The following is a 19,894-nucleotide window of genomic DNA, read 5'->3' as shown; positions in this document are numbered from 1 at the left end:
GTTAGGGGGTAACTTTCGTGCATGTGCAGGGCTTTGCGTTGGGTGCTTTTCAGACAAACTGTTACGTGTTGACTGACAAGTCCACAAAGACAGCCATTATCATCGACCCGGGATACAATCCCGATGTAGTGCTGGATGCAGTGGACGGATATAAAGTAACTCATATCCTGCTGACCCATGCCCATCTTGATCATATTGGAGGGCTGAAACAGGTCAAACAGGCTGCGGCTGCTCCCGTCTACGTGCACCCGAACGAAGAAGAATGGCTTATCAATCCCATGTTAAACGGTTCTGGGCGCTGGCTCCAGTTGGGGGAGCCAATAACAGGCCCTGCTGCGGATAAGTTGATTTCGGAGGGGGACAAGATTCCTTTTGCCGGGAAAGAAATCTCTGTCTTGTTTGTGCCGGGACACTCCCCGGGATCGGTAGCCTATGTGCTGGATGACCTTGTGTTTGCCGGAGATACTCTGTTTTACGGAAGTATCGGACGCACCGACTTGCCTGGCGGAGATTTTGACACATTGACTGACAGTATTCGAACCAAATTGTATAAACTTCCGCCGGAAACGGTGGTGTATCCGGGACACGGACCGGAAACGACGGTGAAACGGGAAAGAAAGTTCAATCCGTTTGTCAGGGACGATTATGTATACGACGGTGAAATTGAGTGAAGCAGCGATCTTTGCCGCTTCACTCTTTTTTCTGCTTGAGCTATCGATTACCAAGCTGTCTATTACCGATTGATTTTGGTCTATATTATGAATATAATATATTATATTTAGATTTTTTAATTGTTTGAATATTTATCAAAGGGGGATCATTGTGAAAAAAGGATTGCTTTCCATTCTGATCTGGACAGCGATATCCATGCTTGGCGCAGCGGCATTCGGTTTGCTGGCCTTGTCCCGTGGAGAAACGATTTCCGCCGCTTGGCTGGTCATTGCCGCTGTCTGTTCGTATGCAGTAGCTTATAGGTTTTATAGTAAATTTATCGCAAAGAAAATCTATGAAGTGAATGACAATCGTGCAACACCCGCGGAAATCAACAATGACGGGAAGGACTATGTACCCACCCAAAAGTGGGTACTGTTTGGTCACCACTTTGCTGCAATCGCCGGAGCGGGTCCGTTGGTGGGACCTATTTTGGCTGCACAAATGGGATACCTCCCGGGAGCCCTCTGGATCATTATCGGGGTTGTGTTGGCCGGTGCGGTTCAGGACTGCGTAATATTGATGGCATCTATGCGCCGGAACGGCAAGTCACTGGGGCAGATGGCAAAGGACGAGATAGGCCCGTTTGGCGGAATCATCGCTTCATTCGGGATTCTCGCCATCATGATTATTCTGCTGGCGGTTCTCGGTTTGGTTGTGGTAAACGCTTTGGCAGAGTCTCCATGGGGACTGTTTACGATTGCAATGACAATTCCCATTGCCATTTTCATGGGTGTCTACATGCGCTATATCCGTCCCGGGCGGGTACTGGAAGGATCACTTATCGGGTTTGTGCTTCTGATGCTGGCACTTTGGGGCGGTAAATATGTTGCCGCAGATCCAACTCTTGCAAAAATGTTTACCTGGTCCAAACCCAATTTGGCAATTGCTATGGCAATTTACGGGTTTCTTGCTTCGATTTTGCCAGTTTGGCTGCTCTTGGCTCCACGTGATTATCTCAGTTCCTTCCTGAAAATTGGCACCGTCGTGTTACTGGCAATCGGGATCCTGATCGTAATGCCCGATCTTAAGATGCCTTCCGTCACCAAGTTTGTCGATGGAACCGGGCCAGTATTTGCGGGTCCTCTGTTCCCGTTCCTCTTTATTACCATTGCCTGCGGTGCTGTATCCGGATTTCACTCGCTGGTGTCTTCCGGCACCACGCCGAAAATGCTGGAGAAAGAATCCCATGCAAGAGCCATTGGCTACGGTGGCATGCTGATGGAGTCCGGTGTGGCGGTGATGGCCTTGATTGCTGCATGTGCTTTGGATCCAGGCGTTTACTTTGCGATGAACACACCCGGTTTGGCTCCGGCACCCGGAGCCGATGCAGCCGCTATTGGAGCTGCCGCTGCGACTGCTGCAGCCAAGGTAACCCAATTGGGCTTTACGGTTACGCCTGACCAATTGCAGGCTGCAGCAAAGGAAATCGGTGAAAAGTACATTACTTCCCGAACAGGTGGAGCTCCCACTCTGGCTGTGGGAATGGCCGAGATTTTCGCTCGATTCCTGGCAGGAGCCAAAGATTTCTGGTACCATTTTGCCATCCTGTTTGAAGCGGTGTTCATTTTGACCACCATCGACGCGGGTACCCGGATCGGACGTTTCATGTTACAGGATCTGGTTGGCAACTTCTACAAACCGTTCGCCAGAACGGAAGTTTACGCATACAATGTGATTGCATCCGCTGTCATTACTTTCGGATGGGCCTATTTCCTGTATCAGGGCACGATTGATCCCTTTGGCGGAATCAATTCACTGTGGGCGCTGTTTGGAATTTCCAACCAGATGCTGGCGGCCATCGCACTTGCAGTTGGCACCACAATTATCATCAAGATGGGCAAAGCCCGGTATGCATGGGTTACTTTGCTTCCATTCACGTGGTTGTCCATTACCACATTAACTGCGGCATTCATGAAACTGTTCCATCCGGATGTCAAGATCGGATTCCTCGCGGCAGCCCAGAAATACCAGGCAGCTATTGCGAAGGGAGAGGTGCTTGCTCCGGCCAAAGACATGAAAGTCATGCAGCAGATTGTGTTCAACAATACATTGGACGCCATTGTAACGGGAATTTTCATACTGGTTGTGATCCTGCTGATCCTGGATTCCTTCCGGACCTGGTTTAATATCTTGGTTCGCAAACAAAAGTCGGAACTGAAAGAAACGCCGTTTGTTCAGTCCAAACTCCCTGGTACCACAATCGGAGGTTGATTGCCGTGAAACAAGTAATGGGGTGGATCAGTCAAGCACGGTCTAACGTCAAAACCATATTTGGCATGCCTGACTATGAGAAATATCTGGAGCATCACAAATCCACCCATCCGGACCAGCCTCCCATGTCCGAAAAGGAATATTACATGTATGCTTTAAAGAACCGATATGACAGCGGTACCGTAAGCCGCTGCTGCTAATTGGCTAGCCGCCGCCCCCAGGTTCAGGTAACCGGAGGGCGGCGTTTCTCATGAACCTGCAATTGATGCATGCTCTTCCGTAACTCGTTCACACTTAAACTACAGGGGTGGGGACGATGAGCAGAAACCATGTGATAAGTAGGGATGCGCTGGAAGTATGGAAACGACAGGTGGCGGGGTCGTTTCACCCAATTGCGGTAACAGGGGCGGGAATCTCCGTTCCCAGCGGGCTGCCAACGGTTTCCGCCGACTGGAAAGGAATTCCGTTGCGGGAGTTCTTTACACTGGACATGTTTTTGCGTGAAACGGAAAGATTTTATCAGTATTACCGCCATATTCTTCAGCATTGGACACACGCCAGGCCAAACCAGGCCCATTATTCCCTTGCAAAAAAGGGGATACCGGTCATTACACAAAACATAGACGGGTTGCATTCTATGGCCGGCAGCCGGCATGTTCTGGAATTGCACGGGAATCTGTTGGAACTGGTCTGCACCAATTGCCGCTCCATTTATTCTTCGCAATTGGCTTACCGGCAAAAGTTGCCTCAATGTGCTTCCTGTAGAGGATTGCTAAAGCCAAATATTGTACTTGTGGGAGAGGAGGTATATCATTATGGTACGGCGGTGGATTGGGTAGGAAGAGCAGATCTCCTGCTGATCGTGGGCACCCGTCTGGAAATGGCTCCATGCAACGAACTGCTTGAGATTGCAAAGCGCAACGGTGCGGCCATAATCCGGATCAACAGGAGGGCGGAAGTGATCCTGCCTCAGATTCTGTCTGGCAGCAGCAGTGAATAATAAAAAACCTTTGACCGTATTCAGACGGTCAAAGGTGGCGGTCAATCCGTTACCAGCGGGATTCGGGACCGGAAGTGATAAATGCGATGGACAAGAATGCTCCGGCAATACCGACAAAGATCGTTGCAAGTGCAGCGGGTTCATGGGCAAGGAACAACGCAAATACCGCAAAGATTACACACATGATGCTGATACCCAGATAATATCGAAACACAGGATCTCCTCCTACTCGGACAGTTCTTCTAACATAGTACCACTAACATTTAAGATTATGCAAGATTGTCACAAAACTTCCAAAGAAAATCGAGGGTTATTCAGATGCAAGATTGGGTTTTGGGGTTGGCCGGAAGCTTGTTGATTGCGGGCTTCGCCTATAAGAAGCGTTCACTGTCATTGTCAGGCATGATTGCAGCTGTTATTATTGGAACCATGTTGTTTTCACTGGGCAGCATTTCTTGGTTTGGAACATTGATCGCCTTTTTTGTTTCCTCTTCAGTTTTGTCCAAATGGAAGCACAAAACCAAGGAACATGTGGAATCGGGCTACGAGAAAACGGGAAGAAGGGATTCGGGGCAGGTTCTGGCCAACGGTGCATTGGCTGTAGGCATTGCAGCAGCCAATTTTTTATGGCCAAATCCGTTATGGTGGCATGCTTTTATCGGGGTTATGGCGACGGTCAACGCGGATACCTGGGCAACCGAAATTGGCGGTGCCAGCAAGCAGGTTCCTCGATCTATCTTAAATTGGAAGCAGGTTCCGTCCGGAACTTCGGGAGGTGTTACAAAGGCTGGAATGGCGGCAAGCATAGCAGGCGGAATCTTTATTGGCTTGTCCGCCTGGATTTTAACGGTGCTGTTTCCGTTCCAAGTTGGTATAACAATCCCCGCAGATTCATCCGTTAGTGTTTCTTCCTTGGTACTGATTGGATTGATTGCCGGCCTTGTCGGTTCATTAACCGATTCCTTGCTGGGAGCGAGCTGGCAAACCATGTATCAATGCGAAGTATGCGGCCGGCAAATCGAGCGAAGAATCCATTGCAACCGCCCGACCCGACACATACGGGGGTTCACTGTTATGAACAACGACACGGTGAACCTGGTGAGTTCAATGGGGGGCGGTATCATAGCGGTCTGGATCGGGTGGATCTTAGGAAAGTGACATAACATTCATTATGTAAAATTGGTACAATCGGGAAAAACACCCATACTTTCACTAATGGTATCCGGGCTGCTATCGATTATAATGGGTGTAGTCGTCGGATCCGACTGGCCCCCAATCAGGTTGGTTTACCAGGGGGGCCTTTTTGTTTGGATGTTCCATTCCGCTCCTAAGTGTGATAAGGTAGTTATAGATTCTGACCAAGGAGCTTCAATATGTACTACGCGCTTATTCTTGAGACAAGCCGCAAGGCGAAGGCAGCCCGCAACATCTATGATTACCTGCACAAGAACAGCCATAAGAGGGGGCTGCTGCCGGAACAAAAGGTCGAAGGCTACTTGATCAAAGATGGAATCATTGTCCCACAGCAAGATAAACATCGAATCTTAAACCTCAGACTGTTTGATGAACACTTGAGTCCCTATTTCAAGACCAACATGAATCTGTTTATTTTGATCATGCTGGACGACCAGGTGGGGATGCAGGTATTCAAAGCTGACCACGGTTGGATGTTTTTGTTTGATAATGTCCAATACTTGCCGAAACCCTTTGGAACACAAGGATATGACATGCGATAGAATTGCACCCGGCCTTTGCGGGTGCATTTATTTCGCATTGGCAGTCTTTTCTATTTCCTTGGCGAGCCCCAAGGCAGCCCAGAGATAATAAGTTGCATAACTTTCCCAACCGGTCCACGCCTGCGCCATCTCTCTGACTTCCTGCTCGGTAGGCTGATGGTCAAGCTGATAAAACAATTGAACGGCATTTCGGAGGCCGATGTCCAGTGCCGGAAGCACATCAGACCGCCCCAGACCGAACAGCAGCACACATTCAGCGGTCCATCGACCGATCCCGCGCAGTCGGGCCATTTCCTCAATCGCTTCCTCGTTGGACATTCGTTCAAACCGGTCTGGCAAGAACGTCCCGTTTGCCACCAATCTCGCAAAATCTATTACATACTCCGCCTTGCGTTGGGAGAATTTTAGCTGCCTAAGATCTTCGTAAGACAGCGATGCAACTCTTTCGGGAGATGGAAAAGCATAATAGGTCTGACCTTTCCATTCGGCCGACTCGTTGCAAAGGGTAATCAACGAATGCTTCAATGCGGCCGCAAATGTCAGATTCACCTGCTGTCCGATGATCGACAGGATCATGGCCTCATAGATGCCGGGTTCCAGAAGCATATGAATTCCCCTATGACTTTCGGCCAGACGATGAAGCACCGGATCATTTGCCGAAACATGGTCATAAAAGGGTTGCAGGGGCCGCTCAAGAGAAAAAACATGTCTGCATAACTGAAAAGCAGCTTCCGCATGTTGTTTGGTTTTTGCAAGATGGGCAGTCAGTTTGATCCGAGGGTTCTCAACCGTTCCTTCAGAGGACAGCTCCACAAGTACCGGTTGTCCATTAATTATAAACAATCGGGAAATCGCATCCTCTTGCATCCGGTAAAGAACCCGGTTTGAGGATTGCCGCAGTCGTTCGTGCAAATGCGAAAAGTCGTAAGGTCCAGGGGGATGAAGCGTGATTTCGTACATACATCGTCTCCTTCGTGAATTGTATAAGCCCGCCGATATGGTAATATAGAATCATTATAACGAGAGGGGACTTCCTGTTATGTCCTACGTCGGATATCTTAGCGACCTCGAACACGAACCCCAAACTCCGGTTCAATATTTTCTTCCGCTTGGCGACAGGCGGATCCACCTAAACCCTTGGATCGGACAATCGATCAAGATTGATTTTCTTGGCGAGAAGGCTTGCTGCGCCTGTGGACGCAAAGCCAATAAGCTGTTTAACAACGGGTACTGCTACCCTTGCTTCACCAAGTTGGCCGAATGTGACCTGTGTATAGTCAAGCCACACCAGTGCCATTATCACTTGGGAACCTGCCGGGACAACGAGTTCGCCGAAACCAACTGCATGACGCCTCACTTTGTTTACCTGGCGCTGAGTTCGGGCGTAAAAGTCGGCTTGACCCGAAAGAGCAGGGGACTAGCCAGGTGGATCGATCAGGGAGCGGTGCAGGCGATTCCCATTGCGGAGGCACCAAGCCGAAAAGCAGCCGGGGAAATGGAATACTGGATTTCGCAACATCTTCCTGACAAGACCGACTGGCGAAAGATGTTGACGGGCAAAGTGGACCAGGTAGACCTGCTGGAAATTCGTGAACAGATTCGGCAGATGCTGCCGCCTGAATTCGCAACGTATCTGCTGGATGAGCGCGAACTGTATAACTTTACCTATCCGATTCTGGAGACACTGGAGAAAATCAAGTCCCTTTCCTTTGACAAACAAGAGAGCATCGAGGGACGTCTGATAGGTGTCAAGGGCCAATATCTCATCATGGACCATTCGGTTTTGAACATCAAGAAACACACTGGCTACAAAGTAGAAGTTAAACTGGGCTAATCAGGCCCATTCTGCAAGTTCGGCTTCAATTTTGGAGCGTATCTGTCCCATAAGTGAATCCAGACTGCCGGCGGCAATGATATCGCCATTCACCATCACATAAGGTTGCTGGGCGCACAATTCGCATTCGCTCAAACAGGAGCTGCGGATCACGGAAATTCCCGCAAATTCATCCTCAAGCACCTCCAAGGGCAATGAAGCGGCGGGGTTGCTTTCACATACTTCCACAATCAAAATTCCCATGTCGGTCCTCCTTCTCGCTTTGTTTTAAGCAACAGTTTATCAATAAGTCTGAAGGAAAGCCATATGATGATAGCGGTTGGAGAACCGGCATACAGGCAGCGGGAGGGAGCAAACAGATGAAGACAGGCATCGTCCTGGTGGCCCACGGAAGTCCAAGTCAGTCAGCCAATGAAGAATTGCTTCAGATCGTTAAACTGTTGGAAACAACCGGTGAATACCAGGTGATTCAGCCAGCCTACCTTGAATCTGCGGAACCGGACATTCCAACCGGAATTGAGCTTTGCATTGACAGAGGAGCCGAACAGATATTGGTGGTTCCCTATTTCCTGCTGGCAGGTACCCATGCCCGGGAAGAGCTGCCCCGTTATGTTGCGCTTGCCAGGAAAAAACATTCGAGTGTCCCTATCCGATTGGCGGAGACCATCGGGTATCATCCGGCCTTGGCCGAAATAATTCTGGATCGAATTAAAGAACTGAAGACCGCAGATCATTGACCCTTTCCCCCTTTCACTTATGGTGAAGGGGTATTTTGTTCATACTACTTGTGAACCAACTGCAGGAAGGGGATCTGTATGGGGTGCTGGATGTACGAGTCTCGTCTGTATGACAGCCGGTCAATTGCCCAGTATGTGGCAATGTGTGTCCGTGATGACCAGATATTGTCGGGTACTCCCGATCCTAAAGTGTATATTTTCCGCACCAAGAAAGGGAAGTATGGAGTCAAGTATCAAGTCTAGGAGGAATCATGGTGGAACATGTGTGTCCCTTATGCAATGGCCTGGTCCGGTTTCACAGTGTTTGTCCCCGGTGTGGAGCCCCTCTTGAGGATGAAGGAATGACAACCGACTATCTTGATGATTACTCCCCATACGAAATTACTCCGCGCGTCAAACAGTCCACTGATCGATGCATTCATCTCCTGCATTGTGCAAATTGCGGAAATGAGTCTTATGCAATTGTGCAAAATGATGTAATATAGAAGACAGTAAGATTGACAAAGGGGATGTCGCTGTTGTCTTCTCTATCTTTGAAATTCTGTAAGAAAAACCTGGAACTCTACTCGCAATCCGTTTACGATGCCCTGAAAGAACGCTATCCGAACGAGAAAATTGAAGTGGTGGATTGTGTGGGCAAGGAGTATTGCGGTACCTGTACCGATGTGCCGTTTGCCATCAGGAACAATGCTCTGGTTGGCGGTCGCACCGCAAGGGATTTGTTCTATAAATTTGAGAGGGGCATGGTGTTTCTGGACAACCTGCCTGAACCGGAAGCGGCTGCGGAAGAAAAGAAACCGGTTGAGAAGCCTGATGCCGTTGAAGCCAAAGGGTCAAAATAGTACTTTATCAATATGATAACACCGGGGGACTGTGGAAAGCAGTCCTCTTTGTAATTTAAAGGAGTCTGACATGTTGGACGCAGTGATCGTTGGAGGCGGATTGGCAGGCCTGACCGCCGCCAGAACCCTGCAGGCCGCAGGCGCCAGACTGCTGGTCCTGGAGAAAGAAAACCGATTGGGCGGCAGGCTTTGGACTCACCCGGGTACTGATACAAAGCAAAAGCCCCATGAACTGGGGGCCCAGTTTTTCTCACGCCATTTCCAAGCCGTTTGGCAGTTGGCCAGGGACCTGGATGTTCCGCTGCTTCCTGTGCCTTTTCAATTGCAGATGCGGATCGGAGACGAATGGAAGCAGGCCCGGTACGACTCGTGGCGCATTCTGTTTGCTCTGCCCGGTGTTCCCTGGCATGTCAGGCACCAGTTAATCAAACTGCTGAGAGATGCAGGCAACAGGAATTTTCCCGACCGGGATTTGGCTGAATATGCAAGTAGATATCATTCTTCCATTAAGGAGTATGTGGTGGCACCGTTCTACCAGACCCTTTTTTTCTCCAAGCTGCAAGGGGGATCAGCGAAACACTTTCTTTCTCATTTTGGTTCTCCCCGCTCACAGCGGATTTACCGACCGGCAGGCGGGATGTCGCAGCTGGTGGACAAACTGGCCGAAGGTGTGCCTGTACAGACCGGATCTGAAGTGAAGCAGATTCTTCCGGACCAGGATTGGATCCACATTCGGTTTGATACCAAACAGGGGGAAAGGGAATTACGTGCCCGTTATGCTCTGGTTTCCATTCCCGGTGACCAGGTTACGAAGATTGTTGACATGGAGTCACTGAATCCGGATGACTTGCAATTATTGCAACAGGTTCGTTACTCGGGGACTGCTGTGGTTACGGTCAGCCTGAAACATTCATGCGGATGGTGCGGATTCGGTTTCAGTGTCCCCCCAAAATATAGTTGCGTTCTTGCGGGAGGTGTCTTTTATGACAGGCAATTTCTGTGCGGAATGTTAACAGATGATGCTTATGAAAAATGGCGCTATCAATCAGACGATCGAATAAAGGATTTTGCGGTTACAGAACTGTGCAAGTTGTTCTCCCTAAACAAATCTCATATTATGGAAGTCAATCTTTTCAGGTGGGATAGCGCCATTCCGAAATTTATACCTGGCATGGCAGATTCGTTCCGCCAACTGTACGGGAAAGGAATAGCGGGCGGAAGATTGTTTCTTGCCGGTGATTACCTTCAGCTCGGATGCACCGAAGGGGCGATCCGCTCCGGCCTGGAAGCGGCGAATCTTATGCGGAAACTGCTTGGAACAAAGGGTTGATTATGGGCTCACTCCGTCCTATTTATGCGAATAGGATAGTACATCTCACGAAAGTTGAGGTGAGTACGGGTTGGGCAAAAACAAAGTTACGACCCAGAGATCAGGCGGGAAGCGCAGAAACGTAAGGCTCATCCGCACCGGTTCATTTGATTCCTTTGTGGATATTGCTGAACAATACAAGAAGGCTGTAGTTATGATTGAAGTCGTGGAGCGTCGGCCCCGGAGAATTCCTTTTATTGGCGGCTTTGATCTGGAAATGCGAAGAGAAGTGACTAATGTCGGAACCGGTTTCGTGTGTGACAGAAGGGGATACATTATTACCAACCAACATGTGATACAGGGGGCCACCGAAGTACTGGTTCATTTCAACGGTGAAAAGAAATCTGTTCCGGCCAAAGTGATAAAATCTGACTATCAACTGGATTTGGCGCTCCTGCGGACCACGCTTCCTCCCAACACTCCCGTTCTCCGGTTGGGTCGTTCCGATCAGACCAGAGTCGGGGAATGGGTAATGGCAATCGGCAATCCCCTTGGGCTTGAACATTCCGTTACCGTGGGGGTCATTTCGGCCGTCAACCGTCCAGTGACAATCGGAGACAGGCGGTACAAACAGTTGATTCAGACGGACGCCGCTATCAATCGAGGCAATAGCGGGGGGCCCTTGTTTAATGCAAACGGCGAGGTAATAGGCATCAATACGGCCGTGTCGCATAATTCACAGGGAATCGGTTTTGCCATTGGCATTGATCTTGTACGCTCCATCCTTCGAAGATGGATCCCGCCCGACGAAAAATAATGTCGGACGGGAATTTCTTTTTGTTTGGCTGACAATGTCGAATATGGCATAATGATTTAGAAGACATACTCTAGGGGGACCCCTGTTTTGGAAGAAGCACTTGTCGTTGTATTGGCAGTCATTTTGACTTTTGTAATCGTATTGGTACGATCCAAACGAAAGAAATAGAACACCGGGAGTTGCAACACCCATGAAACGCACCTTGCCTATTGGCAGTCTATCATTTTTTCTGGCAGGAACCCTGTTGGTCTCGGGATGCCATGCCCCCGATCTGTCTGCGATGAAACCGAGTAAATCAAAATTGGCCGTTGGAATTGTCGGTTCAAAAAATCTGTCCGGTTCCAAAGAGATCCTTGATTATACCACCCAAGTCCTTTCCCGTTCATCCGTAGTGTTTGACATCCGACCTGCTGATGAACCCCAAACTGCCCAAGAAGCGCTGAAGGGATTGGCCTCCAATGAGAAGATCGATCTGATTGTTACAGAATCTCAATACGCTCCGATTGTGATGGAACTGGCCAGCCAATATAATCAAAAAAAATTCGGCCTGGTTGGACATTCCGCTCAAACAGCCGCGAAGTCCGTTCGCGTGGATCATGTGAATCGGGAACATCAATCTTTCGTGGCGGGATATATGATGGCAGCCTCCGCACCAAAGGAACCGGTTGGCGTGGTTTTAAGCGCCCCAAGATCCGCCGATTCTCCCGAATGGAAAGGGCTGCTGGAGGGGATTCATTATGCGGGTTCATCTGCCATTCCCACAGTTGTTACTTTAGAGGAGGCAATGGGGGTGGACGGTCTAATTCGCTTAAAGTCCTTGCCAACCCGCTATCTTTTGGTAATGGACCCAGTAAACGACAGTCAATTGGCCCGATTGCACGAGAGCGGAAAGGGGTTGTTCCTTCTGCATGATGTAAACAGGACATATCCAAGCGTGATTGCCCGTCCGGCTCCCATTTTCGCTGCCGGTGTGCAGGAACAGGTTCAGTCGTTGTTGAATAATTCTTGGCAGGACAACATTTCTGTTCCGGTCATGGGCAACTCTTTTTTCGAAATTATGCGGCCTGATACAATTCCTGCCAATGTAATTGAACTCAAGAATCAGGTGGAAACCGGGCTGCGAAATCGTACGCTTGAACCCGGAAAATACATCAACCCGCCCAAACAGGAATAAACTGGAGATCATATCCAGTCCAACCAGGAGGAAATCATGGAAGAATGGTATCTGGAATACCACATTCATAAAAACCGCCCCGGTTTGTTGGGGGACATTGCCTCGCTGCTGGGGATGCTGGGCATCAACATCGTTACGGTTAACGGTGTGGAAGACCAGAACCGCGGATTTCTGATTCGCAGCAACGAACGGCAAAAAATTGCAGTGCTTCGCGCCATGCTTCGCACGGTGGACAACATCTCCATCACCGCTTTGCGGCAGCCCACCTTGTTGGATCGCTTGGCTTTGCGACATGGCAAATTCATCAAGCGCGAATCGGAAAATGACAGAACCTACAAATTCACCCGGGATGAACTCGGGATTCTGGTTGATTTTCTGGGAGAGTTGCTCAAAAAAGAAGGAAATCAGGTGATTGGAGTCCGGGGAATGCCCCGTGTCGGGAAAACCGAATCGATTGTGGCCGCCAGTGTGTATGCCAACCGGAGATGGTCATTCATCTCTTCCACGTTGCTGCGGCAAACTGTAAGGCACTCTCTTGCGGAAGATGAACTTGCATCGGATAACATGGTGTACATACTGGATGGAATTGTATCAACTCTCCGGGCAACCGAGCAGCATCGCCAACTGGTTAGGGAAATCATGAGAATGGAAGTTCCAAAAGTGATTGAACATCCGGATATTTTCGTCCGGGAAACGGAATACGACTGGGATGTATTCGACCGGATTATTGAACTGCGGAACACGGAGGATCAGGAAATTACTTACGATACGGTTCAAACCGGCTTTGCGTCGTTTGACATCAGTTAAACTCTTGTGTTGAAAACCATGCCTGAGGGCAATGGCACCTTAAGCGAAAGGAGGTGGTTCTATTGTTGACCGAACTTGGACGAATTTTGCAAAAGGCCCGCGAAAGCAAACAACTCACCCTTGACGATATTCAGGAAAGAACCAATATACGCAAGCGTTATCTGCAAGCCATTGAGGAAGGGGATCTGTCGGTCATTCCCGGACTTGTTTACGCACGGGGATTCATCAAACTGTATGCTGAACAGCTTGGTCTTGATGGACAAGCCTTACTTGAGGAATATGGATTGTTGAACCAACCGAACCCTGTTCAGCCTGCAAAAGCAGACACCTCCGTTCCGTCCCGCCGGGAGCGATCCACGAAACAGAACCCCCCTGCCGCACCGGCGGTTGAACCGGGAAATCGCCTGTTTCCGCAAGTTTTGATGGGGATTTTGGTGATTGGCTTATTGGGTGTCGGGTATTGGTTCCTCACCCAGAAGGAAACGGCTTCCGAGCCGCCCCAGCCGCAGGTGCAAGAACCTGTTGCACCGCCGCTTCAACAGCCTGCCAATCCCCCGGTTCCCCCTGTTGCCGAACCGAAGCCGACCGGTCCCATCAAAGCGGATGTGAAAGAACGGGGAAGATCCGTTTACAAAGTGGAAGGCGACAGGATTAAACTGGACATCCAGGTGGCTAACGGGGACTGTTGGATGGAAATTGTTGCAGACGGTGAGATAAAATACAGCAAAACAGCCACATCCGGAACCGTCTTGCCGGTTGAAGCAAGCAAAGAAATCAAGATTGTGGCCGGATTCTCACCCGCCCTGAGCATCAAAGCGAACGGTGTGCCGGTGGAACTGGAACAGGTGAAAGGCGGCTATGAGTATCTGTTTCAGAAGAAGTGACCTGTAGCTCTTCAGCAAAAGAGAAGAGCCAGCAAATAATTCCTGTCAGGAGGCAGTATTATGGCAAAAGACGCATCTTTTGACATTGTATCCAACGTCGATATGCAGGAAGTCAAAAACGGGGTCAACCAGGCAGTAAAGGAAATCGAATCCCGGTTTGATTTTAAAGGCAGCAAAAGCTCCATTGAACTGAAAGAAGGGGAAATTGTCCTGGTTGGCGACGATGAATACAAACTGGGGGCCGTTAACGACATCTTGCAATCAAAGTTAATCAAGCGGGGCATTTCTCCCAAATCGCTACAATACGGAAAGATGGAACCGGCAGCTGCCGGCACCGTTCGGCAAACGGTGAAACTGGTTCAGGGAATCGATCAGGACAACGCAAAGAAGATCGTCAAACTGATCAAAGACTCGAAGATCAAAGTCCAGGCAGCGATTCAGGGCGATCAAGTTCGAGTTTCCGGCAAGAATCGTGATGATTTGCAGGCGATCATACAAATGCTCAAGAACAGCGATTTCCCGATTGACCTCCAGTTCACCAATTACAGGTCCTAACTTACAGGTCTTTTCTTTGACTTCCCCAGTCCTTTCGTATATACTTTGATAATGTTAAAGTATGTCAATCACAAGAAGTTAGGGCAACGGTCTGGATTGCATATGCAAAACCGGACCTTTGATATTTAGGATGGGGGAAACAATGAGTCAGAAACTAGCAGTGGTGACGCTGGGGTGTGAGAAAAATCTGGTAGATTCTGAAGTCATGATGGGTCTTGTCTCGAAAAAAGGGTATCAGGTAGTGCAAAATCCGGAAGAGGCAGATGTCATCATCGTCAATACATGCGGTTTTATTGACGCCGCGAAAGCGGAGTCGGTTGAAACCATTCTGTCGATGGCACAATATAAAGAAGACGGTTCTTGCAAAGCGTTGCTGGTGGCCGGTTGCATGGCGCAACGTTATCAGGACGAACTGATTGCCGAGATCCCTGAGATCGACGGAATTGTCGGGACCGGTGAGTATCATCGAATTGATGAGTTGATCAACATTTCGTTGATTGGTGAAGAAAAACCGCAATTCGTAGGAAATCCGGTCTATCTGTATGATGAACTGACGCCCCGTTTCATGACGGGTGGCTCCTCCGCATACGTCAAGATTGCGGAAGGGTGCGACCATTCCTGCACCTTCTGCATCATCCCGAAGATGAGGGGCAAATTTCGCTCCCGACCTATCGAATCCATCGTGGCAGAAGCCAAATCTTTGGCTGCTCAGGGCGTTAAGGAAATCATGCTGATTGCTCAGGATTCCACGCAGTATGGGCTGGATGTCTACGGGAAGCGCAATTTGCACGGTCTGCTTGAGGCACTTAACGAAGTGGAGGGGCTCGAGTGGATTCGTCTACATTATGCATATCCCGGTTTCTTCACCGATGAGGTGATTGATGCCTTTGCCCGTTTGCCCAAAGTGGCAAAATATATCGACATGCCGCTTCAGCATTCGGAAGACTCCATATTGAAAGCGATGCGTCGACCTGGTCATCAGGCGCAAATTCGCAAACTGGTGGCCAAGATTCGTGACCGGGTTCCGGAAGTTGCCCTCCGTACTTCCTTTATAGTAGGATTTCCGGGGGAGACAGAACAAGATTTTGAAAATCTGTGCCGGTTTGTCAGGGAAATTGGGTTTGACCGGATCGGTGTGTTCACCTATTCCCCGGAAGAAGGAACCCCCTCGGCCGAAATGGACCGGCAAGTCCCGGAAGATGTCAAGGAGCGCCGTGCCTCCATTCTTATGGAGGTTGGCAGGGAAGTGGCTGCCGAAAGAAATGCCGAGCGGGTAGGATCTGTGCTGAAAGTGCTGATTGAACGTCCCGATGACGACAATCCCGGCGTATATGTCGGGCGAACAGAGTATGACGCAAAGGAAATCGATGGACAGGTTTTTGTGACGAGTAACCGGGAGATCCGCACGGGGGACATGGTAAACGTTCGAATCACCCATTCCTATGATTTTGACTTGGCAGGGGAGTGTATATAAGGTGAATTTGGCTAACCGTATCACGATAGCCAGGATTTTTCTGATTCCGGTTATCTTGTTATTTTTGCTGGTCCGTTTTGATTTTGGACATTTTTCCATAGGCGGACATACGACTACGGTTAGCGAAATTGTAGCGGTATTGATGTTTATTGTTGCTGCCGCTACAGATGGTTTGGACGGTTATATCGCACGCAAGCGGAAAATGGTAACCAATTTCGGCAAATTCCTGGATCCTCTGGCGGACAAATTGCTGGTTACGGCAGCATTGGTTTCACTGGTGGAAATGGACCGGATCGGTGCCCTTGCAGCCATCATCATTATTTTTCGGGAGTTTGTGATTTCCGGCTTACGCACCATTGCCGCCTCGGAAGGAATTGTTCTTGCCGCAAGCAAGCTGGGCAAGCTGAAGACCACATTGCAGATTATTGCAATCTCCGCACTGATTCTGAATAATTTTCCGTTTTCCTATATAGGCTTACCGTTTGCCGATATTATGCTGTATGTTGCTGTCTTTGTGACCATTTGGTCAGGCATTGACTATCTTTGGAAGAACAAACACGTGATTTACAGCGGCCGAATATAACGGAAAAGGAAGATAGCAGTCTATCTTCCTTTTCTTACATGAGGGGGAAATCTTCGTGCGGGCTGAAATAATCGGAGTCGGAACGGAACTTTTGCTGGGGCAGATTGCGAATACAAACGCCCAGTATCTTTCCGATAAACTGGCTTTGGAAGGAGCCGGCGTTTACTTTCATCAAGCGGTTGGAGACAACTTGGAGCGCATTCAACAAGCGCTTACAATCGCAGCTTCCCGTTCCGAGATCATAGTGCTGACGGGAGGCCTCGGGCCAACCGAGGACGACCTTACCAGAGAAGCGGTTTCCAGGTTCTTGGGCCGCAACTTGGAGTTGGATGCCGGAATGCTTATGAAACTTGAGCAACTGTTTGCCGGTATGGGGCGGAAAATGCCGACCAACAACAGGAAACAGGCGATGCTGGTGGAAGGCGGACGTTTTCTCGATAATCCCCGGGGTACGGCTCCCGGTCAATATATTGAGGCAGACGGTTGTCATTATTTCCTGCTCCCAGGTCCACCGACAGAACTGAAACCCATGGTGACCGATCATGTTCTTCCCATTCTTCGTGATTTAATGGGACAACAAGGAACGATTCGTTCCCGTGTTCTCAGACTGTTTGGCATAGGCGAATCGGCAATGGAAATGGAAATATCCGACATCATAAGCAATCAGCTTAACCCAACGGTGGCTCCCTTGGCATCGGAGGGGGAAGTTACACTTAGAATTACCGCGAAAGCGGCCTCCGAGGAGGAAGCGTTTGCCCTGATTATCCCCGTTGAGCAACAATTGCGCCAGCGTTTGGGCAAATACATATACGGGATTGATGACGAAACTCTTCCTGTAACTGTTGGAAAACGGTTGAAAGACCGCGGTGAGACTTTGGCCCTGGCCGAGAGCTGTACGGGGGGGTTGTTGGCTTCCATGATTACAGATGTACCCGGCTGTTCCGTATATTATAAACAGGGTTGGGTTACCTATCATAACGAAGCCAAATCGGAACAGTTGGGCGTATCATCTGACATTTTGGCTCAACATGGTGCCGTATCGGAAGAGTGCGCACGCGCAATGGCAGAAGGTGCAAGAACCCGCGCCGGAACCGACTGGGCAATTTCCGTTACGGGCATTGCAGGGCCTGACGGGGGTACAAATGAAAAACCGGTGGGTCTGGTCTACATAGCTGTAACAGGACCGGGCGGAACCACCGTCAAGCAGTTTAACTTCCGGGGGGACCGGCAGCAAATCAGGATCCGCTCCGCCAAGAACGCATTGTATTCATTGGTGAGACGCATGGCAGAAAGGTGATAGAATGACTACTTTTTCAGATTTGGGATTAAACAAAAAAGTACAACAGGCAATTGACGAAATGGGGTTTGAAGAACCTTCTCCCATACAAGCGCAATGCATTCCTGTAGTTTTGACAGGTCAGGATGTAATCGGCCAGGCTCAAACCGGAACGGGGAAAACAGCTGCATTCGGCATTCCGCTGGTTGAAATGGCTTCCGCAACCTCCCGCTCTGTTCAGGCGTTAATCCTGACCCCCACTCGGGAATTGGCCATTCAAGTTGCAGGTGAATTGCGCAAAATATCCCGTTACAAACGGGTTCGAACTTTGCCCATCTATGGAGGGCAATCCATCGGCCATCAGATCAAGGCCATTCAGCAAGGTGTCCACATCGTGATTGGAACGCCGGGACGCGTACTCGACCATATCCGACGCGGTACGTTAAAACTGGACAAATTGCAAACGGTTGTGCTTGATGAAGCGGACGAAATGCTGGATATGGGATTTATCGATGATATCGAAACGATCCTGCAGGAAACCCCCAAGGAGCGGCAGACTCTTCTGTTCTCTGCAACAATGCCTGACGCGGTGAAGCGGCTGGCCAAACGGTATATGAAAGACCCGGTCAATGTGACGATTAACCGTGGTGAAGTGGCGGTTCCCCTGATCGAACAGGTATATTACAAGGTGCTGGAACGGAATAAACTTGAAAGTTTGTGCAGAATTATCGACAGTGAAGACATCCAGTTGGGAATCATATTCTGTCGCACCAAACGCGGGGTTGACGAACTGACGGAGGCATTGATTGCTCGCGGTTACATGGCTGACGGTTTGCATGGAGATTTGTCGCAAGCCCAGCGCGACCGCGTGATGAAGAAGTTTCGCAACGGTGAAATTGAGATGTTGATCGCAACCGATGTGGCGGCTCGCGGAATTGACGTGGGCAACGTATCGCATGTGGTCAATTATGACCTCCCCCAAGATCCGGAATCTTACGTGCACCGGATTGGCCGAACCGGACGTGCAGGCAAACGCGGGTTGGCCATGACCCTTGTCACGCCCAGAGAATTCAAATTGCTAAAATCTATCGAGAAAGAAACAAAGGCAAAGATCGTATCCCGGGAAGTTCCTTCTCTGGCTGACGTCGCTGAACGACAAGCGGAGATTTGGCGGGAGCGCTTGCGCACAGCTGTGCAAGAAGGGGGACTTGCCCACTATCGTGCGATTCTGGGAGAACTGGTTGATGAATTTGATCCGGTGGATCTGGCGGCTGCCGCATTAAAACTGAATACGGGGGATCTCCACGGGGAAGAGCAGGCTGATTATGATTTCGGTGATACAGGTGCGGCTCCCGGCAAAGTTCGATTCTTTATTAACATCGGCCGCAGCGCCAATATCGGTCCCACAGATCTGATCAAGTTCATCTCGGAAGAAGCCGGCGTCCCGAGGCAAGCCATTGGCAAAATCGATATCTTTGACAAGTTTACTTTTCTTGAAGTCGAGCAGGAATCCGCTCCGTTTGTTTTTGAATCACTGCGTCAATCAAGAATCAACGGTTTTCGGATTAACCTGGAACCTGCCCGTCCCCGCGAACGAGTGTCTCGAACCTGAATTTTTTAAAGCGGATATTTCCATATTCCGCTTTTTGTTTTATAATATGCATATACAACAATAAAAAATGTAAATATTATACGGAACAAATGTTTGCTTTTTTGTTTGTGATGTTGTAAGATGAAAAGCAGGAACTTATGGAAACAGCCACGAAACTAATACATGTGATTTTTTGTCGAAAAGGAGAGTATCAGAGTGAGTGACCGTAAAGCAGCGCTTGACATGGCGTTACGCCAGATCGAGAAACAGTTTGGCAAAGGATCGATCATGAAGCTTGGTGAAGCGGCCAATGTCATGAATGTGGAGACCATTTCCTCCGGATCATTGGC

The 19,894-nt window shown here is 49.4% G+C and carries 23 protein-coding genes and 1 pseudogene; 21 read left to right on the top strand and 3 right to left on the bottom strand.

Translation table 11 applies throughout. The features are described from left to right. Nucleotides 1–17: 17 nt before the first annotated feature. The 4 genes from EFBL_RS18680 (at nucleotide 18) to EFBL_RS18665 (ending at nucleotide 3,925) form a co-directional block, all read left to right on the top strand. A complete protein-coding gene (locus EFBL_RS18680) occupies nucleotides 18–671 on the top strand; it encodes an MBL fold metallo-hydrolase (RefSeq protein WP_096183975.1) in 654 nt (217 codons plus the stop codon). A 196-nt stretch (nucleotides 672–867) separates the two neighbouring features. Then, nucleotides 868–2,925, top strand: coding sequence for a carbon starvation CstA family protein (locus EFBL_RS18675; protein WP_096184206.1), 2,058 nt, complete (start codon nucleotides 868–870; stop codon nucleotides 2,923–2,925). A 5-nt stretch (nucleotides 2,926–2,930) separates the two neighbouring features. Continuing rightward, nucleotides 2,931–3,125 (top strand): YbdD/YjiX family protein, encoded by a 195-nt coding sequence (locus EFBL_RS18670; RefSeq protein ID WP_231705888.1) that lies wholly within the window; start codon nucleotides 2,931–2,933, stop codon nucleotides 3,123–3,125. A 116-nt stretch (nucleotides 3,126–3,241) separates the two neighbouring features. Further along, nucleotides 3,242–3,925 carry an SIR2 family NAD-dependent protein deacylase gene (locus tag EFBL_RS18665; protein ID WP_096183973.1) on the top strand — a complete coding sequence of 228 codons (684 nt, stop codon included), beginning with the start codon at nucleotides 3,242–3,244 and terminating at the stop codon, nucleotides 3,923–3,925. A 49-nt stretch (nucleotides 3,926–3,974) separates the two neighbouring features. Here EFBL_RS18665 and EFBL_RS20790 read toward each other — a convergent pair whose 3' ends face one another. Continuing rightward, nucleotides 3,975–4,139 (bottom strand): hypothetical protein, encoded by a 165-nt coding sequence (locus EFBL_RS20790; protein ID WP_165912452.1) that lies wholly within the window; start codon nucleotides 4,137–4,139, stop codon nucleotides 3,975–3,977. Nucleotides 4,140–4,243: 104 nt separating this feature from the next. On the opposite strand from EFBL_RS20790, the gene EFBL_RS18660 reads away from it, so the two are divergent. Together EFBL_RS18660 and EFBL_RS18655 are read left to right on the top strand one after the other, a co-directional pair. Beyond that, nucleotides 4,244–5,083 (top strand): DUF92 domain-containing protein, encoded by an 840-nt coding sequence (locus EFBL_RS18660; protein WP_096183971.1) that lies wholly within the window; start codon nucleotides 4,244–4,246, stop codon nucleotides 5,081–5,083. A 215-nt stretch (nucleotides 5,084–5,298) separates the two neighbouring features. Continuing rightward, nucleotides 5,299–5,661, top strand: coding sequence for a hypothetical protein (locus EFBL_RS18655; protein ID WP_096183969.1), 363 nt, complete (start codon nucleotides 5,299–5,301; stop codon nucleotides 5,659–5,661). A gap of 27 nt (nucleotides 5,662–5,688) precedes the next feature. On the opposite strand, the gene EFBL_RS18650 is transcribed toward EFBL_RS18655, so the two are convergent. Then, the gene (locus tag EFBL_RS18650; RefSeq protein ID WP_096183967.1) at nucleotides 5,689–6,621 is read right to left on the bottom strand and encodes a DNA-3-methyladenine glycosylase family protein; all 933 of its coding nucleotides are present in this window, start codon (nucleotides 6,619–6,621) and stop codon (nucleotides 5,689–5,691) included. Nucleotides 6,622–6,700: 79 nt separating this feature from the next. Between EFBL_RS18650 and EFBL_RS18645 the strand changes: the two genes are divergently transcribed. Continuing rightward, on the top strand, nucleotides 6,701–7,495 hold the full coding sequence (locus tag EFBL_RS18645; RefSeq protein ID WP_096183965.1) for a DUF2797 domain-containing protein: 795 nt from the start codon (nucleotides 6,701–6,703) through the stop codon (nucleotides 7,493–7,495). Here EFBL_RS18645 and EFBL_RS18640 read toward each other — a convergent pair whose 3' ends face one another. Beyond that, entirely contained in the window at nucleotides 7,496–7,738 is a 243-nt protein-coding gene (locus tag EFBL_RS18640; RefSeq protein WP_096183963.1) for a YuzB family protein, read from the bottom strand. Between the two features lie 116 nt (nucleotides 7,739–7,854). On the opposite strand from EFBL_RS18640, the gene EFBL_RS18635 reads away from it, so the two are divergent. The 14 genes and pseudogenes from EFBL_RS18635 to EFBL_RS21550 all read left to right on the top strand — a co-directional run. Then, on the top strand, nucleotides 7,855–8,232 hold the full coding sequence (locus EFBL_RS18635) for a sirohydrochlorin chelatase (protein ID WP_165912451.1): 378 nt from the start codon (nucleotides 7,855–7,857) through the stop codon (nucleotides 8,230–8,232). Between the two features lie 90 nt (nucleotides 8,233–8,322). Beyond that, nucleotides 8,323–8,475, top strand: coding sequence for a hypothetical protein (locus EFBL_RS20785; RefSeq protein WP_165912447.1), 153 nt, complete (start codon nucleotides 8,323–8,325; stop codon nucleotides 8,473–8,475). Nucleotides 8,476–8,741: 266 nt separating this feature from the next. Continuing rightward, complete coding sequence (locus tag EFBL_RS18625) at nucleotides 8,742–9,074, top strand: DUF1450 domain-containing protein (protein ID WP_096184203.1); 333 nt, start codon at nucleotides 8,742–8,744, stop codon at nucleotides 9,072–9,074. 70 nt (nucleotides 9,075–9,144) lie between these two features. Continuing rightward, the gene (locus tag EFBL_RS18620; RefSeq protein ID WP_096183959.1) at nucleotides 9,145–10,404 is read left to right on the top strand and encodes a flavin monoamine oxidase family protein; all 1,260 of its coding nucleotides are present in this window, start codon (nucleotides 9,145–9,147) and stop codon (nucleotides 10,402–10,404) included. A 70-nt stretch (nucleotides 10,405–10,474) separates the two neighbouring features. After that, nucleotides 10,475–11,200 carry a S1C family serine protease gene (locus EFBL_RS18615; protein ID WP_096183957.1) on the top strand — a complete coding sequence of 242 codons (726 nt, stop codon included), beginning with the start codon at nucleotides 10,475–10,477 and terminating at the stop codon, nucleotides 11,198–11,200. Nucleotides 11,201–11,390: 190 nt separating this feature from the next. Next, nucleotides 11,391–12,374, top strand: coding sequence for a hypothetical protein (locus EFBL_RS18610; protein ID WP_096183955.1), 984 nt, complete (start codon nucleotides 11,391–11,393; stop codon nucleotides 12,372–12,374). Nucleotides 12,375–12,410: 36 nt separating this feature from the next. Further along, on the top strand, nucleotides 12,411–13,181 hold the full coding sequence (locus EFBL_RS18605) for a DUF3388 domain-containing protein (protein ID WP_096183953.1): 771 nt from the start codon (nucleotides 12,411–12,413) through the stop codon (nucleotides 13,179–13,181). A gap of 62 nt (nucleotides 13,182–13,243) precedes the next feature. Further along, a complete protein-coding gene (locus EFBL_RS18600) occupies nucleotides 13,244–14,065 on the top strand; it encodes a helix-turn-helix domain-containing protein (protein ID WP_165912450.1) in 822 nt (273 codons plus the stop codon). A gap of 60 nt (nucleotides 14,066–14,125) precedes the next feature. Beyond that, entirely contained in the window at nucleotides 14,126–14,620 is a 495-nt protein-coding gene (locus EFBL_RS18595) for a YajQ family cyclic di-GMP-binding protein (RefSeq protein WP_096183949.1), read from the top strand. 142 nt (nucleotides 14,621–14,762) lie between these two features. Continuing rightward, entirely contained in the window at nucleotides 14,763–16,094 is a 1,332-nt protein-coding gene (gene rimO, locus EFBL_RS18590) for a 30S ribosomal protein S12 methylthiotransferase RimO (RefSeq protein ID WP_096183947.1), read from the top strand. Nucleotide 16,095: 1 nt separating this feature from the next. Then, nucleotides 16,096–16,677, top strand: coding sequence for a CDP-diacylglycerol--glycerol-3-phosphate 3-phosphatidyltransferase (pgsA, locus tag EFBL_RS18585; RefSeq protein ID WP_096183945.1), 582 nt, complete (start codon nucleotides 16,096–16,098; stop codon nucleotides 16,675–16,677). A gap of 55 nt (nucleotides 16,678–16,732) precedes the next feature. Further along, the gene (locus tag EFBL_RS18580) at nucleotides 16,733–17,974 is read left to right on the top strand and encodes a competence/damage-inducible protein A (protein WP_096183943.1); all 1,242 of its coding nucleotides are present in this window, start codon (nucleotides 16,733–16,735) and stop codon (nucleotides 17,972–17,974) included. Nucleotides 17,975–17,978: 4 nt separating this feature from the next. Then, entirely contained in the window at nucleotides 17,979–19,565 is a 1,587-nt protein-coding gene (locus EFBL_RS18575; RefSeq protein WP_096183940.1) for a DEAD/DEAH box helicase, read from the top strand. Between the two features lie 195 nt (nucleotides 19,566–19,760). Further along, nucleotides 19,761–19,894, top strand: a pseudogene (locus tag EFBL_RS21550) (recombinase RecA); the annotation flags it as partial.

The organism is Effusibacillus lacus, assembly GCF_002335525.1.
In the GTDB taxonomy this organism is placed as follows: Bacteria; Bacillota; Bacilli; order Tumebacillales; family Effusibacillaceae; genus Effusibacillus; species Effusibacillus lacus.
The sequence above is the reverse complement of the archived record's forward strand: the minus strand, read 5'-3'. Positions and strand labels throughout refer to the sequence as shown.